Here is a 15,610-nt window from a genome sequence, read left to right on the forward strand (position 1 = left end):
AGACCTGAATGGATCGCCTCGTCGCCCTTGCCGTCAACCGGCGCTTCCTGATGGTCGGGATGTTCGTCGCCGTGCTCATCGGCGGCCTGATTGCGTTCAACCAGCTCAACATCGAAGCTTACCCCGATCCGACCCCGCCGATGGTCGACATCGTGACGCAAAGCCCGGGCCTGTCGGCCGAGGAGATCGAGCGCTACATCACGATTCCAATCGAGACCCAGGTCGCGGGCCTGAAGAACCTGACGACCATTCGCACCATCTCGCTCTACGGCCTCTCCGACGTCAAACTGCAGTTCTCCTTTGCCTACACTTATGACGAGGCGTTGCAGCAGGTCTTGAACCGCCTGGCGCAGCTCGCGCCGCTGCCCGGCAACGTGCAGCCGCAGATCTCGCCGCTCAGTCCAATTGGCGAAATCTTCCGCTACCGTCTCGTCGGCCCGCCGAACTACAGCGTGCTCGACCTCAAGACCATCCAGGACTGGATCCTCCAGCGGCGCTTCCGTTCGGTGCCCGGCGTAATCGACGTCACCGGGTGGGGCGGCAAGAGCAAGACCTACGAGCTCCAGGTCGACTTCAACAAGCTGGTCGCCAACGGTCTGACGCTGCCGCAATTGCTCCAGGCGGTCGGCAATTCCAACGTCAATGTCGGCGGTAACACCGTCAATATCGGTCAGCAATCGGCCGTGGTGCGCGGCGTCGGCCTGATCCGCTCGATCGACGACCTCGCTAACACCATGGTCTCGCAGACCAACGGCAACCCGGTTCTGGTCAAGGACGTCGCCACCGTCACCGTCGGCCAGAAGCCACGTCTCGGCATTGCCGGCCTCGACGAGTCCGACGACATCGTGCAAGGCATCGTCCTGATGCGCCGTGGCGAGCAGAGCTCGCCAACCATCAAGCGCGTCCACCAACTCGTTCAAACCATCAACAACTCCAGCATCCTGCCGCCCGGCGTGCGTATCGAACGCATCTACGACCGCGGCGACCTGATCGACCTCACGACCCACACCGTGTTGCACAACATGGTGATCGGCATTCTGCTGATCGTGCTGCTGCAATGGATCTTTCTCGGCGATCTCCGCAGTGCGCTGATCGTCGGCGCCACCATTCCGTTCGCATTGTTCTTCGCGGTGATCATCCTGGTGCTGCGCGGGGAATCGGCGAACCTGCTGTCGGTCGGCGCGATCGATTTCGGCCTGATCGTCGATGCCACCGTCATCATGGTGGAGGCGATCTTCCGGCGCCTGACGCAGACGACGCCGATGTCGGAATCCGAGCAAATGTCGTCCGAGACGCTGTTCGGCATGAAAAGCCACGCCATCCTCAGCGCGGCGGCCGACGTCTCCCGTTCGATCTTCTTCGCCGCGGCGATCATCATCGCGGCCTTTCTGCCGCTGTTCACGCTCTCCGGCGTCGAGGGCAACATCTTCGGGCCGATGGCGCGCACCTACGCCTACGCGCTGGCCGGCGGTCTGCTTGCGACCTTCACCGTCACTCCGGCGTTGTCCGCGATCATCCTGCCCGCGCATGTCAGGGAGACCGAGACCAGGGTGATGCTGATCCTGCATCGGATCTACATGCCGGTGCTGAATTGGGCGGTCGCCAACCGCGGCATCATGCTCGGTGGCGCGTTCGGCCTCGTGCTGATGACGGTTGCGCTCAGCCGGTTGCTTGGCCTCGAATTCCTGCCGAAGCTGGAGGAGGGCAATCTCTGGATCCGCGCCACGCTGCCGCCGACCATCTCGCTCCAGGAAGGCAACTCTTACGTCAACGAGATGCGCAAGGTGATCCGCGCGCGGCCTGAAGTAGAATCCGTGGTGTCGCAGCACGGCCGCCCCGATGACGGCACCGACGCCGCTGGCTTCTTCAACGCCGAGTTCTTCGCGCCGCTCAAGCCCGCCAGCCAATGGCCCGGCACCCGCGACAAGGAAGAGCTGACCGCGCAGCTGCTCAAGCAGCTCGACGATCGCTTCCCCGGCGTCGAGTTCAACTTCTCGCAATATCTCCAGGACAACGTCTCCGAAGCCGTCTCCGGCGTGAAGGGCGAGAACTCGATCAAGCTGTTCGGCAGCGATCTCCAGGCCCTGACCGACACCGCCAACAAGATCAAGTCGGTGCTTTCAACCGTGCAGGGCGTCACGGATCTTGCCGTGTTCACCTCACTCGGGCAGCCGACCATCCAGATCGACATCAACCGTGCCAAGGCCGCGCGCTACGGCCTCGCACCGGGCGACATCAATGCCACCATCAAAGTCGCGATCGGCGGCGACACTGCGGGTGACATCTACGAGGCGGGAAGCGACCGCCACTTCCCGATCATCGTTCGTCTCGCGCCCGAATTCCGCAGGAGCGCCGAGGCGATCCAGAATTTGCGGATCGGCGCGCCCGGACCGAACGGCACCGTCACGCAGATCCCGCTGAGCGAGGTCGCCACCATCAGCCTCGTCTCGGGTGCGGCCTACATTTATCGCGAGCAGCAGGAACGCTATCTGCCGATCAAGTTCTCGGTGCGTGAACGCGACCTCGGCAGCGCGATCCGCGAGGCGCAGCAGAAGATCGCCGATCAGGTGCAGCTGCCGCCCGGCGCCCACATGGACTGGGTCGGCGAATTCGGCAATCTCCAGGACGCGATCCGGCGATTGTCGATCGTTGTGCCGATCTCGCTGGCGCTGATCGGCGTTCTGCTCTGGTTCAATTTCGGCTCGATGACCGACACGCTGCTCGCCATGAGCGTGATCCCGATGGCGATCTTCGGCGGCGTGCTCGGTCTCTTGATCACCGGCACCGCCTTTAGCGTCTCGGCGGCGATCGGCTTCATCGCGCTGTTCGGCATCGCCGTGATGGACGGCATCATCATCCTGTCGCAGTTCAACCAGCTCATCGAAGAGGGCATGGACCGCATGAGCGCGGTGATACGCACCGGCGAATTGCAGCTTCGGCCGGTGCTGATGACCTGCGTCGTCGCCGGCATCGGCCTGTTGCCCGCCGCGCTGTCGGAAGGCATCGGCTCGCAGGTGCAGAAGCCGCTCGCGGTGGTCGTGGTAACGGGCATGATGCTGGCCCCGATCGTGATCCTGGTGACGCTGCCGGTGCTGATCTCCTTCTTCTCCCGCCGCACACGCTGACGTCAAAATCCGTAGAGTTGCGCCGGGTTGTCGACCAGGATCTTCTTGCGCACACCCGAATCCGGCGCCCACACCGGAAGCTGGTTGAGCAGGCGGCCGTCGTCGATCTGGTAGAGCGGCGCGATGTCGGTTGCCTTGCGTCCCTCGACACGGCTCGAATCCGGATGCGGCCAGTCCGTGCCCCAGACGATGCGGTCCGCATTCGCCGCGATCAGCGCGCGGGCATATGGCACCATGTCCTGATAATCGGGTGCGAGCTTCGACGAGCGGTAGGCGCCGGAAATCTTGACATAGGCCTTGCCGGATTTCACGAGCGCGACCAAATCGGCAAATCCCGGCTGCTCCAGCCCGAGCGAAGCATCAAGGCCGCCGAAATGGTCGAATACAACGGGTACGGGCGCCGTCTCGACGAGGTCCTTGATTGCCGAGATCATGGGGAGCGTGGTGCACAGCTGCACGTGCCAGCCGCGTGCCTTCATGCGCTCGACTGCGGCGGTGAAGCGCGGCCGGCCGACATTAGGGTCGTTAACGCCGCCGGTCGCAAGATTGAGGCGGACACCGCGAAAGCCGTCTGCATGCATCGCGTCGAGCTGGGCCTCGGTCGTCTTGTCATCGATCACGGCCACCCCGCGCGCGGCCGCGCCGCGCGCCTTCATGCCGAACAGGGTGGAGGAGTTATCGGTGCCGTAGACGCTCGGCGTCACGATCACCACGCGCGCGATATGCAGCGCCTTGTGCAGCGCGGCCATTTCTTCGGGGCTCGCCGGCTCGGGCGTATAGACGCGTCCGGCGAAGAACGGAAATTTTTCGACATCGCCATGGATATGGGTGTGACAGTCGCAGGCATGGGCCGGGACGTCGAAATTGACCGGCGTCGCGGGCTGCGCCGCGCGTGCGTGGGCTTTGTTCGACATGGCAACTCCGGCGGCAAGGGAGGCAAGCAGGACGCTGCGTCGGCTGAGCATGGTTTCTCTCCCTGTTTTTATTATCTGGCAGTGGCGTCGCGACAGTATCACATCAGCCCGGCAGACGCTGCGCTTCGCTGCATAGCTGCTCGACGAGGTCCGCAAGCGGGCGTGAGCCGTCGATGCGCACGACCGGGCAGGGCAGCTTCGCGAGCCACGCCTCATCTTTTGCGAGACTACGGCCGTCGCGATCGCCGGCTTCGTAGTGCGAGGCCCAATCGACGAACGACTCCACCTCCTCATGACGCCAGCCGCCCCGTGCGACGGCATCCGCTCCGAAATGCGTAGCCTCGCGCCCACGCAGGCGCTTCAAGCGAAGCTCGCGCGGCGTCGTCACAAAGACGACGAGATCGAAGACTGGGATGAGCTCGTCGCCCCAGCCGGTGACGGTTCCGCTCAGCACCCAATCGAGCCGCGGCAGAAACATCTCGCGCATCAGCCGCAAACGTTCGGCGGCGGGGCGCGTGGTCTGGTAGGGCGGCGCGGTCGGCAGCCAGAAATAATCATCGCTGTCGTGATGCGGCAGCGCAAGCCGGCCAGCGAGCGCGCGGCCGATCGTCGTCACGCCGGAGCCTGAAGCTCCCATCAGATGGATGCGGCAGCTTTTCATCGGCAGCAAGCCAGACGATTTGAAACTACTGCCCGGACGGCGTGCGCAGGCCGTGCCAGGCGTCGCGGACCTGATGGTAGTGTACCTCGGGCAGATAGTCCGGCGTGTTCAGGCTCAAGGTCTTGACGTCGAGATGGCCGACGGCGCTGAGCAGCGTGTAGGAGGCGATCACGCGGTCGCGATTGGCGCCGATCAGGCGGGCCTTGGCCTGGATCAAATCGGCCTGCGAGTTCAGCACATCCACCGTCGTGCGCTGTCCGCCGGCGGCCTCGCGCTGCACGCCCTGGAGCGCGACGGTCGCCGCCTTCACTTCGGACTCCGAGGCCGAGACCGCGACCTTGGCACCTTCATTGGCAACCCACGCGCTGACCGCCGCGGTGCGCGCCTGGTTGCGCACCTGGTCGAGCACGAGCCGGCTCTGCGCCGTGATTTCCTTGGCCTGCCGGGTCTGTGCGGCGGCCTGGCCGCCGTCGTAGATCGGCACGGTGACATTGGCGACGATCGAGGCCTGATCTTCGGCGAAGGTGCCGAGCGTCGGGTCGTTGTTGCGGCTCTTGCTGGCGCTGCCCTGGACGCTGGCGCTCGGCAGCAGCGCGCCTTCGGCGACGCGGATGTTGGTGGAGGCGACATCGACGTCGAAGCCCGCCGCCATCACCGCCGGGTGCTGGCGGATCGCCATCGTCAGCGCGTCTTCGCGGCTCTTCGGCAGATAGCGGTCGACGACTTCGGCGACCCGAAGCTGCGACGGAGCATTGCCGATCACTTGCGCGTAGATCGCCTGGCTCACCGCCAGCGCGACTTCGGCGGCGTTGAGATCGGAAAGCCCGCGGTTGAGCCGCGCCTCGGCCTGGGCGCTGTCGGTCGGCGTGACGTCGCCGGCGTTGAGGCGCCGCTGGGTGACCGAAAGCGTTTCGCGCAGGAAGGCGACGTTGGAGCGCTGCGCCTCGACCAGCGACTGGTTGGCGAGCACATTGGTATAGGCGGTGACCGCGTCGAGCAGCACGCCCTGGCCGACGTTGCGCAGCGCCTCGCGGCCCGACTGTACCTGGAGTTCAGCGGCCCGCACGTTGTTGGCGGTGCGGAAACCGTTGAACAGGGTCTGCGACACGGTGACGCCGATGATCCATGGCTTCAGATTGGCGGTCTGGATGGTGTTGTTGGGCAGCAGATTGCGGACCGATTGCAGCCCGGCGCTGAGGCTTGCCTCGATCTGTGGCCGGTAGCCGGCGAGGGCCTGCGGCACGTTCTCGTCGGTGGCGCGCTGCCGCGCACGCTCGGCATTGAGCTGCGGATTGGTCTGGTAGGCTTTGGCGAGCGCCTCCGGGAGCGCTTCCGCCCGTGCAGCGGAGGGCAGGGCGCAACAGAGCGCCAGTGTGGTCCATGTCGCGAGCACAGGAGCCACGCCCGATCGATGCCGCGTCATCACGCGACCAGCTCTGGCGGCACGCCCAATCATGTAATCCGCAAATCCCGGCTGTCCGCCCCCGCCGACGGCGGCTCTCTTAACTGTTTAACCAGCCGAGGTCTCGCAGGCAAACTGCCGCGGGGGAAACCCCCATGTATTCCGTGCTTGTTGCAGCTACATCACAGGGATTCTGCGGGAAAGCGGCAGAGCCTTACACCAGCCTGACCGCTCCCCTCCTTACCGGTTCTTGTTCACCGGTTTGCGCTTCTCGATGAACGCCGCCATGCCTTCGGAGCGGTCCTCCAGCGCGAAGGTCGCGTGGAACAGGTTGCGCTCGACGCTCATGCCCTCGGCGAGCGTGGTCTCGAAGGCGCGGTTGACCGCTTCCTTGGCCATCGCGACCGCGGGCCGCGACATCGCGGCGATCTTCTCGGCCGCGGCCATCACCTCGTCCATCAGCTTGTCGGCCGGCACGATGCGGCTGACGAGGCCGCTGCGCTCGGCTTCGGCTGCATCCATCATGCGGCCGGTGAGGCAAAGGTCCATCGCCTTGGACTTGCCGATCGCACGGGTCAGGCGCTGGGTGCCGCCGATGCCGGGGATGGTGCCGAGCGTGATTTCGGGTTGACCAAATTTGGCGGTGTCGGCGGCGATGATGAAGTCGCACATCATCGCGAGCTCGCAGCCGCCGCCCAGCGCATAGCCCGCGACTGCGGCGATCGTCGGCTTGCGGCAGCGCGCGATCCGATCGCCGCCGATCGCGGCAAAATCCTCCGAGAACATGTCGATGAAGGCTTTCGGCTGCATCTCCTTGATGTCGGCGCCGGCGGCAAATGCCTTCTCGCTGCCGGTCACGACGATGCAGCCGATGGCGTCATCCGCTTCGAGATCGTCGACTGCCGCGGCGATCTCGCGGAAGACGCCGAAGGAGAGTGCGTTGAGCAGCTTCGGCCGGTTCAGCTTGATGATGCCGACCGCGCCTTTGCTTTCGACGATGATGTGTTCGAACGTGCTCATGCTCCACCCACGCTTTTGGTTGAGCGGGCAATGTGCCCGCTCGTGCGGTGGGCTTCAAGAGGCGCCAAGGCCATCGGAGCAGGAGCGCCCGGGACACGCGGCGAGGTCCGCGTTCCGGACGGCTATCAGGCCACAATCAGGCCATGAACATGCGCGCGGCGGAGGCCAGCGTCAGCAGCGTGCCGACGCCGATGAAGATTTTTCCGATCAGGGAGCTCTGGTCCCAGGCCGAACTCTGTTGGCTGCTTGCCATCACCGGTGCCGGACGCGGCTGCGCCTCGGTTGCGGCAATCACCGCCTTCGGCGCCGGCGCGTTGTCCCGTTGCAGGGCGCGGTCGATGTCGTTGAGCTGATCGGGTGGGACGACCTGGCTCTCGGCGTTCGGGGCGGCGGTATTATCGGCCGCTGCCTGGACGTTGTCGTTGGCGCGGCCCGTCATTGCGGAAGCGGCAGCTGCTGTCGGTGTTTCGGCGGCCGCGAGCTGCGCATTGGCGTTCGCAACTTCCGGCGGCATCTGGCTCGACGCCGGCATGTCACGATTGTCGGCCTTCGCCTCGTCGGCGGTTGCCGCGGCGTCCTTCTTGTCGGCCTTGTCGTCGGATTTCTGCGCCGTCTTGGTGCTGTCGCGGTGGCGCGACGTGTGACGCCGCTGCTGCTTGCTAGGCTTGACCGCGTCGGCCTGTTTGCCTGCACTGTCCGACTTGCTGCTTGCGGCTGAACCCGGCGCCGCCTGTGCAACGCCCCCGAACAGCACGAAAAGCCCGGCCAAGAAAAACCCGGCCAGGAGAATCACGGCCGCGCGCCCGCTGGCTTTCATCATGTTGACGATCTCCCCAAATTCCGCCCGTCCCGGGACCGAACAGAGACCCTGGGGCGTGACCACAGCGGGGCAGAAAATGGGAATCTTCGGGCCACACTGGGCAAAAGCGCGGCAAACCGCTGCCGTCGCGACTGGCCACGGGGTGCGAACGGGACCGATCGGTGTTAAGAGCCGTCGCAAATCCTGACGGCCGCTTCGGTCGCGTGGCCAGGCACAGATCACGAATTCGTGATCTTGCCGCTGCCGGCGTAACAAACTGAAAGAGCGGCCGAATTGCATGGTGAGGGCGCGCGTGCGCGGACGTGAGGACGAGTGGACCGGCCTGATGCGGTCGGCCATGGCAGGCGATGACGCGGCGTATCATCGCCTGTTGAAGGCGGTCACGCCTGTGCTGCGCGCTGCCGCGAGGCGTGGCCTGGCGCGGGCCGGGCAGCCTCCCGACCAGGCTGAGGATATCGTGCAGGAGATTCTGTTGGCGGTGCATCTGAAGCGGCACACTTGGGACAGCGAAGCCCCCTTCGCCCCGTGGCTGTTTGCGATCGGCCGCAACAAGCTGATCGACATGCTGCGGCGACGGGGCAGGCGGATCTTCGTCAATATCGACGATTTCGCCGAGATCCTGCCGGGCGAGGCGCCGCAGGAGACGGCTTCGGCAGGCGAAGTCGCCAGCCAGCTCAAGACGCTGCCGCAACGCCAGCGCGACGTGTTGCAGTCGATCGCGGTCGACAGCACCTCGATCAAGGACACGGCGGTGAAATATTCGATGAGCGAGGGCGCGGTGCGGGTCGCGCTGCATCGCGGACTTGCGGCGCTGACTGCCAAACTGCGGGACCAGTAGTCATGGATACCGATCAACTCATTCGCTCGCTCGCGGCCGACAACGCCCATCGCCCGCCGCGCGTCGGCGCGGTGCTGACCATGGCGCTGCTGGTCGCCGCGCCCCTGTCGATCCTGATCTTCGCCACCTTCCTCGGTGTGCGTCACGACGTGATGAGCGCGATGCGCAACCCGTTCTTCGACATGAAGTTCGCGGTGACGCTGTCGCTCGCGATCCCTGCGATCATCGTCAGCCTGCATCTGTCGCGTCCCGAAGCCTTGCTGCGTGGTTGGGGCTGGCTGCTGCTGTTGCCCGTCGGGCTGCTCGCGGTGGCGATCGGCAGCGAGGCGATGATGGCGCCGGCCGCGCCGATGACGATGCGATTGATGGGCAAGAATTCCAGGGTGTGCCTGTTCGCAATCCCTGCGATGTCGCTGCCGCTGCTTGCGGGGGCCCTGTTCGGCCTGCGCCACGGCGCGCCGTCGAACCCCGCGCTCGCCGGTGCGCTCGCCGGCCTGGTGTCGGCCGGGCTCGCCGCGACGCTGTACGCCTCGCACTGCACCGATGACTCACCGCTGTTCGTCGCGACCTGGTACACGCTCGCCACCGCGTTGGTGACGGCAATTGGCGCGCTGGCGGGGGCGAAGGTCCTACGCTACTAGCTCGCCCGCTTTACGCCGCCGGCGTCGCACCCTGCTGCATGCGGTGGAAGCGCAGCACCTGCTGCGCGGTCGAGCTGCGCAGCGCCTCGTAAGCGTCGCGCAGCGCCAGCATGTCGGTCTGCGAGCCGCCTGAGAGCTTCTCGCGCAGGGCGATGATGGCGCGGACGCTCGACCATTGCATGGCCGCGACCTTGGCGAGGATCATCACGCCCTCGACCCGGCTTTCGATCATCATGGTCTCGGCGGTCTCGACCGCGACGCCCGCAAGCGCTGCGAGCCCCGCATTGGTCTCGTCGAACTTGCCCTGCTCTGCGAAGGTGGCGACCTGGAGCTCGGTGAGGCGGCCGTCCTCGTGCAGCGACTTCACCAGCGCCCGTGCCCTCTCGGTCTGCCTGGTCATGGCGGCGGCGCGGATCCGCTGGGCCGCTTCCTGGACCACGCTGGACACGTCGTCCGCAAGCTCCGGATGCGCGGCCTCCAGCGTCCTGCGCACGGCCAAGGAGGCCTTCGCGACCAGCTTCAAATAATGATGGCGGGGCAGGTCAGGCCGCAGGCCGATGCAGCTGGCGAGATCGTCGTCACGTTCGGCGCGGGTCACGAGCTCGGCGAGACTTCCCTCGGACAGTTGCGCGCCCGGATTGCTGACGGTCGATTGCACCACGTCCTCGTCGCCGCGGGTCACCAGCACGTTGGTCAGCGCTTCCGACAGCACCCGCCGCAGCGAGATCGCCTTGAGATGGGCCTGGCCCCTGGTACGCGCAATCTCGATCAGGGTCGCCTCGTCCAGCCGTTCGGATTTCGACAGCACGGGGCCGGAAACCTCGATCACCTCGTCGAGCGCGAGCGTGCGGATGATCTTCGGCGGCGCAGCCGCGATCGGTGCGAGGCGCTCGGCAAGCAGCGCCCTGGCGGACGTCTCGATCTGCTCGATCAGGCATTGGAACACCTCGTCGAACACACGAACGTGGTCGTCGGAATAATCTACCGCATTGCCCACGAAGAGGTCCGTGACGCGGCGCAGCATCTCGACCCGGTGCGCAACGGTGCCGTGCGAGAGCGTGGTTTGCAATTCTTCGAGCAAATTCTCGGATGATTTTGCGGATTTGGATCTCATTGCCCTGTCCTGGAGCGGTCGGCCCGGCAGCGGCTTCTGTCGCGCCGGGAGAAAATGGATTGGTCAGCTCGTTGCAATGCGGTTGCGCCCTTGTGCCTTGGCGGAATAGAGCGCGCTGTCGGCGCGCACGAGAAACGTGTCGGCAGTATCGTTGTCGCGCAGCGTCACAACGCCCGCGGAAATGGTCACGCGCATGCCCGGGGAGAATGCGCTCCAGTCCAGATCGGCGACGATGCCGCGCAGCCGATCGAGCATGCGCGACGCCGCATCGCCGTCCATCCCCGGCAGCAGCAGCAAGAATTCCTCGCCTCCGTAGCGGCCGAAGCAGTCGGCCGGGCGGATATTGGCGAAAATGGTGATCGCGAAGGTGCGCAGCACCTCGTCGCCGACGGGATGGCCGTGGGCGTCGTTGATGCGCTTGAACCAGTCGAGGTCGATCAGCGCGATCGCGCAAGGCTTCGATGTCTGCCGCGAGTTTTCGATCTCGGCGTCGAGAAGCCGCATGATGCAGCGGCGGTTGTAGGAGCCGGTGAGCTCGTCGAGCTCCGCCAGCTCCTCGATGCGCTGATAGGCGGCCTTCAGCTCGATGCTGCGCCGGTACAGGATCTTGCGCAGCGTGGCACCGAACAGGCCGAGGAAGGCGCACTGGCCGATTACCAGCACGAAGCACAGCATAGAGGCGGCCCGTTGCAGCTGGGTCGCAACCGGCAGTCCGATTGGCAAGTCCGAGGCGAGGAAGACCAAGGCGAGCCCGCACGTGGCGAGACCCCAGGTGAGCATCGCCTGGCTCGAGGTCATACGAAGCGTGCCGAAGGCGAAGATCAGAAACAGCACGGCCAGGAACGCAACTCCGACTGTCGGCACCGCGAGCAGGAACAGCAGTTGCAGCGTCATATGCGCCGAGATCTGGAAGACGGTGAGGTAATGATCTTCGAACCGGTCGGCGAAGCCCGCTTCCGACAGCACGGTGAAGGTACCGATGATCAGAAGGCCACTGAGCCAGAACAGTGACGGAACGCCCATGGAGATCACGCCGTCAAAGGCGTAGAGCAGCAGGACGGAGGCGCCGAGCGAGTAGCTCGCCACCTGGCCGACATACATCTGGCGCCGCTGCCGGATCCGGCGCGCCAGGACTTCGGGTGCCGCTGCCTCGGTCGTCAGGGCGAGATCCGCGGTCTCAGCGGCATTCCTCTCGGGAAAGGACGTCGCAGCCGTGCTCATGGTCCCGCCAATGGTGGATGTCAGCGCAAAAATCTACGTCCCAAGCCTTTAGGTTTGGTATCCTTCGAAACCGAATCCACGCTGTGCAGCTCGGCAGCGCGGGACGTCGACCGCTCCAGGAATTTGCCGGCGATTAGGCATCGTGTGCGACGCGTTCGAGCCAAAGCAGGGCTTCGGAAGACATATGTCGTGCTAGGCTGCTAAGGTTCCATGCACGTCGGACCGTCTATGCTGAGACGGCATTGCGCAGGAAAGTGCTTCATTACTATGTTACCGTTCTTGAGCGAGGCGCCCAGCCGCGGGTGGCAACAGGAAATTTCGCGTATGTGGGGTAGATCACACAGCGCCCCGTACGACTGCGGTAGGTTGAAGAATTTTACCCCTCCCGTCGAACCGTCTGCCGCATCGACCCGACCAACCTTGCGAGACGGCCTTTGAGCGTGACACAAGCGGCTTCGGACGAGATCCTGATCGCCAGGATCGCTCAAGGCGACCGGCTCGCCATGCAGGTGCTGTACGGGCGGCACCATGTCAGGGTGTATCGGTTCGGCCTCCGGCTCGTGCGGGACGAGCAGGCGGCAGAAGACCTCATCAGTGAGGTATTTCTCGACGTCTGGCGTCAAGCCGGCAAGTTCGAGGGCCGATCCGCCGTTTCCACCTGGCTGCTGGCCATTACCCGATTCAAGGCCCTGTCTGCGCTCCGGCGCAGGAAGGATTTTGAGTTGGACGACGACGCCGCGAACGCGATCGAGGATACGTCCGACAATCCGGAAACGGCGGTGCAGAAGAAGGATACCAGTGAAGCGTTGCGGGAGTGTCTGACGGGCCTCTCGCCGGATCATCGGGAAATCGTCGATCTCGTCTACTACCACGAAAAATCCGTGGAAGAGGTGGCCGAAATCGTTGGCATCCCGGAGAACACTGTGAAGACGCGCCTGTTCTATGCGCGCAAGAAATTGGCCGAACTGCTGAAGGCAGCCGGCATTGAGCGAGGCTGGCCATGATGGCTTTGAGCAAGAAGATGCTGGAGCAAGAGCCCGGTGAAATTGAACTGCTGCTGCCGTGGCACGCCGCCGGCACGCTGAACCCGCGCGATGCGCGCCGCGTCGACGAGGCGCTGGCGCGCGATCCGGAGCTCGCGAAGCAATACGCCGCGATCCGCGGCGAGTATGAAGAGACCATTCATCTGAACGAGAGCCTGGGTGCTCCGTCGGCGCGCGCGATGCAAAAGCTGTTCGCAGCGATCGACGCCGAGCCGGCGCGGGCGGCCGGTTCGCTGCCGCTGTCGGCGCGCATCGCCACCTTCTTTGCGAGCCTGTCGCCGCGCACTCTGGCCTGGTCGGCGAGCCTTGGCGCCATGGCGCTCGTGCTGCAAGCCGGAATCATCGGCGCCGTGTTGACGAAGACCCAGACTGCGACCTTCCAGACTGCTTCGCTCTCGACCAGCGCTCCGCTCACACGTGACCTCGGCACGAGCGTCCCGCCGGCGCGCGCGCTGGTGCGCTTTACGCCCGAGGCGCGCGTCGCCGACATTACGGCATTGCTCGACGGCTACCAGGCTTCGATCATCGGTGATGCCAAGGGCGGCATGTTCCGCCTCCAGTTCGACAAGGCGATGAGCCAGGACGAACTCGCCTCGCTGCTCGGCAAGATGCAGCGCGAGAAGTTCGTCAACCTCGCCGTCGCGGCGCCGTAGCGCTTCCAAGCCGATGACGCGCAAGTCCGAAAATGGAGTGAGAGCCGGGGCCTGGGCTTCGTCGGTCGCAGCCGCGCTTGTGCTCGCCGCCTGTCTCGGCGTCGAGGTTGCGCAGGCGCAGGCGATCATGCGCACGCCCACGATCAGCGTCCCCTCCCGAATGCCGACCATTTCACCTGGCATCGCCGCACGCGTCAGTCCCGGTGTTGCCGCCAGAGCGGTGGCTGTCGGCCGCGGTCCAGGTCCGATCGTGACGACGAGGATTTCGGCGCGGATAGGGCCGACGCCGGTGCTGCCTTATGCGCGCTACTCCCCGAACCTCTATCCCGCCTGTACCGCGGCCTATCGCGACGCCGCCGGCGAATGCCTGGCGCAGCAGAACGCGGGCGGCGATGGCTCGAGTAAATCGGGCAAGAAGACCGCCGGGAGGGGGCGCGGCAACAACACGCCCGTCGCCGCGGACTTGCGCACCTTTGCCAACGAATTCGTTGCCGAGATCGATGCCGGGCTGTCGTCGACGCAGGCCGATGAGCTTGCGCGCCGCCATGGCCTGACCCGCGTGTCCTCCGAGAATTTTCCGCTGATCGGGGCAACGTTCGGACTGTTCCGCATCACCGACGGCCGGCCCTCCGCGACGGTGCGGCGCGAATTCGCGGCGGACGGCAGCGTGCGCTCGGTCCAGCCGAATTTCCGCTACATGCTCCAGGACCAGAAATCGTCGGTGCCGACCGAGGGAGATCCCGCGCAATATGCGCTGGCCAAGCTCAGGCTGCCGCAGGCACATGCGCTGGCGCATGGCGCCAATGTGACGGTTGCCGTCATCGACTCCGGCATCGACGTCCAACATCCGGAACTTGCCAATTCCATTGCCGACAATTTCGATGCGCTCGGCATCGCCGAGGGCCCGCACATTCACGGCACCGGAATTGCCGGCGCCATCGTGGCGCATGCCAAGCTGATGGGCAGCGCGCCCGAGGCGCGCATCATCGCCATCCGCGCCTTCGGCGGCACCACCGGCGGGGCCGAGAGCTCGTCCTACATCATCTTGCGCTCGCTGAATTATGCCGCCGAGCATGGCGCGCAGATCGTCAACATGAGCTTTGCCGGCCCCAAAGACGCGGTGATCGAGCGGGCCATCGCCGCGACCGCCGCGCGTGGCCTGGTGCTGATCGCGGCCGCCGGCAATGCCGGCGCGAAGTCCCCGCCGCTCTATCCGGCCGCCAATCCCAACGTGATCGCGGTCAGCGCGACCGACCAGCAGGACAGGCTGTTCACCGCGTCCAACCGTGGCAACTACATCGCGGTCGCGGCCCCCGGCGTCGATATCTTCCTCCCCGCGCCTGACGGCAAATACCAGATGACGTCGGGTACTTCGTTCTCGGCCGCCTATGTCTCCGGCGTCGCGGCGCTGCTGCTCGAGCGCAACTACGCCTTGAAGCCGGAAGCGCTGCGCACGACGCTGGCGAAGACGGCGCGTGACCTCGGTTCACCCGGGCGCGACGATCTCTTCGGCGATGGCGAGGCCGACGCGTTTGCCGCGGTCATGGCCGTTCCCGCCGCCGGCGCGACGCCGGTCGCAGCCGCGTCCGGTACAACAAAACGTGAAGATACCGGGAAGCGTCGCGACGGGCCCGGCATCCGCGCATTAGAGCAACCCTCGTTGTCGAGCACCGAGGATAAAGCCACGGTTTCTCAGGCGGATAGTCCGGCGACGCGATAGCGGCTGCGACAACTTTGCGCGCCGCGCGAAGGTCGAAAAATCAAACGCCGCATTGAACGTTCGGCCCGCTGCCACGACCAAATTACGTGGGAGCGGTTATCCCTCCCCATAAGTCATATCAGGCGCGAGCGCCCATCCACCCCAAGCGCCCATATGGCTCGACCCGTCCGGTTGTCCCCCCGGACGGGTCTTTTCTTTTTGCACGTCCGATTCCTCGAAGCCCTGCATGAGATCAGCTTCCGGTAGAGAGATCATGACTCGCTCATCCCCACCGCTCTGCCGGCACGCCGCAAGCGCGCTATGCTTGTGCGAAGCTTGACTCCAGATCCCCTTGAATCTCCGCACGACTACGGAGTTTGGCGACGAAAACATCGTCGTTGCTGGACAAGTCAAAACTTTTCCACAAAATATTCACGTCGCGTCTAAATTGATTCGTGT

Annotated in this window: 13 protein-coding genes; 6 read left to right on the top strand and 7 right to left on the bottom strand. The window is 65.2% G+C overall.

Annotated features, from left to right (window positions below):
- Positions 1-8: 8 nt before the first annotated feature.
- A complete protein-coding gene (locus GWG67_RS18185; protein ID WP_275170633.1) occupies positions 9-3,125 on the top strand; it encodes an efflux RND transporter permease subunit in 3,117 nt (1,038 codons plus the stop codon).
- A 2-nt stretch (positions 3,126-3,127) separates the two neighbouring features.
- Here the strand turns inward: GWG67_RS18185 and GWG67_RS18190 are convergent, their stop codons facing one another.
- From GWG67_RS18190 to GWG67_RS18210, 5 genes are all read right to left on the bottom strand, one after another.
- Complete coding sequence (locus GWG67_RS18190) at positions 3,128-4,090, bottom strand: amidohydrolase family protein (protein ID WP_275170635.1); 963 nt, start codon at positions 4,088-4,090, stop codon at positions 3,128-3,130.
- Between the two features lie 52 nt (positions 4,091-4,142).
- Positions 4,143-4,700 (bottom strand): hypothetical protein, encoded by a 558-nt coding sequence (locus GWG67_RS18195; RefSeq protein ID WP_275170637.1) that lies wholly within the window; start codon positions 4,698-4,700, stop codon positions 4,143-4,145.
- Between the two features lie 25 nt (positions 4,701-4,725).
- Positions 4,726-6,123 (bottom strand): TolC family outer membrane protein, encoded by a 1,398-nt coding sequence (locus GWG67_RS18200; protein WP_275170638.1) that lies wholly within the window; start codon positions 6,121-6,123, stop codon positions 4,726-4,728.
- 219 nt (positions 6,124-6,342) lie between these two features.
- The gene (locus GWG67_RS18205) at positions 6,343-7,122 is read right to left on the bottom strand and encodes an enoyl-CoA hydratase (RefSeq protein ID WP_275170639.1); all 780 of its coding nucleotides are present in this window, start codon (positions 7,120-7,122) and stop codon (positions 6,343-6,345) included.
- A gap of 136 nt (positions 7,123-7,258) precedes the next feature.
- Positions 7,259-7,942 (bottom strand): hypothetical protein, encoded by a 684-nt coding sequence (locus GWG67_RS18210; protein WP_275170640.1) that lies wholly within the window; start codon positions 7,940-7,942, stop codon positions 7,259-7,261.
- 292 nt (positions 7,943-8,234) lie between these two features.
- Here GWG67_RS18210 and GWG67_RS18215 point away from each other — a divergent pair, with 292 nt between their 5' ends.
- Complete coding sequence (locus GWG67_RS18215) at positions 8,235-8,780, top strand: sigma-70 family RNA polymerase sigma factor (RefSeq protein ID WP_275170700.1); 546 nt, start codon at positions 8,235-8,237, stop codon at positions 8,778-8,780.
- A gap of 2 nt (positions 8,781-8,782) precedes the next feature.
- Positions 8,783-9,421 carry a DUF1109 domain-containing protein gene (locus GWG67_RS18220; protein WP_275170641.1) on the top strand — a complete coding sequence of 213 codons (639 nt, stop codon included), beginning with the start codon at positions 8,783-8,785 and terminating at the stop codon, positions 9,419-9,421.
- 10 nt (positions 9,422-9,431) lie between these two features.
- Here GWG67_RS18220 and GWG67_RS18225 read toward each other — a convergent pair whose 3' ends face one another.
- A complete protein-coding gene (locus GWG67_RS18225; RefSeq protein ID WP_275170643.1) occupies positions 9,432-10,535 on the bottom strand; it encodes a DUF2336 domain-containing protein in 1,104 nt (367 codons plus the stop codon).
- Positions 10,536-10,598: 63 nt separating this feature from the next.
- Positions 10,599-11,756, bottom strand: a complete 1,158-nt coding sequence (locus GWG67_RS18230) for a GGDEF domain-containing protein (protein WP_275170644.1) — start codon at positions 11,754-11,756, stop codon at positions 10,599-10,601.
- 434 nt (positions 11,757-12,190) lie between these two features.
- On the opposite strand from GWG67_RS18230, the gene GWG67_RS18235 reads away from it, so the two are divergent.
- The 3 genes from GWG67_RS18235 to GWG67_RS18245 are packed head-to-tail and all read left to right on the top strand — an operon-like array spanning position 12,191 to position 15,172.
- The gene (locus tag GWG67_RS18235; protein WP_007593582.1) at positions 12,191-12,760 is read left to right on the top strand and encodes a sigma-70 family RNA polymerase sigma factor; all 570 of its coding nucleotides are present in this window, start codon (positions 12,191-12,193) and stop codon (positions 12,758-12,760) included.
- Entirely contained in the window at positions 12,757-13,452 is a 696-nt protein-coding gene (locus tag GWG67_RS18240) for a hypothetical protein (protein WP_275170645.1), read from the top strand. Before GWG67_RS18235 ends, GWG67_RS18240 begins: the two co-directional genes overlap by 4 nt.
- Before the next feature lie 13 nt (positions 13,453-13,465).
- Positions 13,466-15,172, top strand: coding sequence for a S8 family serine peptidase (locus GWG67_RS18245; protein WP_275170646.1), 1,707 nt, complete (start codon positions 13,466-13,468; stop codon positions 15,170-15,172).
- Positions 15,173-15,610 lie beyond the last annotated feature (438 nt).

The organism is Bradyrhizobium sp. CSS354 (assembly GCF_029051725.1).
Classification (GTDB): domain Bacteria; phylum Pseudomonadota; class Alphaproteobacteria; order Rhizobiales; family Xanthobacteraceae; genus Bradyrhizobium.

What these genes read in the sequence shown, in the direction of transcription:
- GWG67_RS18230 (WP_275170644.1), bottom strand. Translation starts at nt 11,756, where the DNA reads ATGAGCACGGCTGCGACGTCCTTTCCCGAGAGGAATGCCGCTGAGACC.
- GWG67_RS18205 (WP_275170639.1), bottom strand. Translation starts at nt 7,122, where the DNA reads ATGAGCACGTTCGAACACATCATCGTCGAAAGCAAAGGCGCGGTCGGC.
- GWG67_RS18220 (WP_275170641.1), top strand. Translation starts at nt 8,783, where the DNA reads ATGGATACCGATCAACTCATTCGCTCGCTCGCGGCCGACAACGCCCAT.
- GWG67_RS18245 (WP_275170646.1), top strand. Translation starts at nt 13,466, where the DNA reads ATGACGCGCAAGTCCGAAAATGGAGTGAGAGCCGGGGCCTGGGCTTCG.
- GWG67_RS18225 (WP_275170643.1), bottom strand. Translation starts at nt 10,535, where the DNA reads ATGAGATCCAAATCCGCAAAATCATCCGAGAATTTGCTCGAAGAATTG.
- GWG67_RS18190 (WP_275170635.1), bottom strand. Translation starts at nt 4,090, where the DNA reads ATGCTCAGCCGACGCAGCGTCCTGCTTGCCTCCCTTGCCGCCGGAGTT.
- GWG67_RS18240 (WP_275170645.1), top strand. Translation starts at nt 12,757, where the DNA reads ATGATGGCTTTGAGCAAGAAGATGCTGGAGCAAGAGCCCGGTGAAATT.
- GWG67_RS18185 (WP_275170633.1), top strand. Translation starts at nt 9, where the DNA reads ATGGATCGCCTCGTCGCCCTTGCCGTCAACCGGCGCTTCCTGATGGTC.
- GWG67_RS18200 (WP_275170638.1), bottom strand. Translation starts at nt 6,123, where the DNA reads ATGACGCGGCATCGATCGGGCGTGGCTCCTGTGCTCGCGACATGGACC.
- GWG67_RS18195 (WP_275170637.1), bottom strand. Translation starts at nt 4,700, where the DNA reads ATGAAAAGCTGCCGCATCCATCTGATGGGAGCTTCAGGCTCCGGCGTG.
- GWG67_RS18210 (WP_275170640.1), bottom strand. Translation starts at nt 7,942, where the DNA reads ATGATGAAAGCCAGCGGGCGCGCGGCCGTGATTCTCCTGGCCGGGTTT.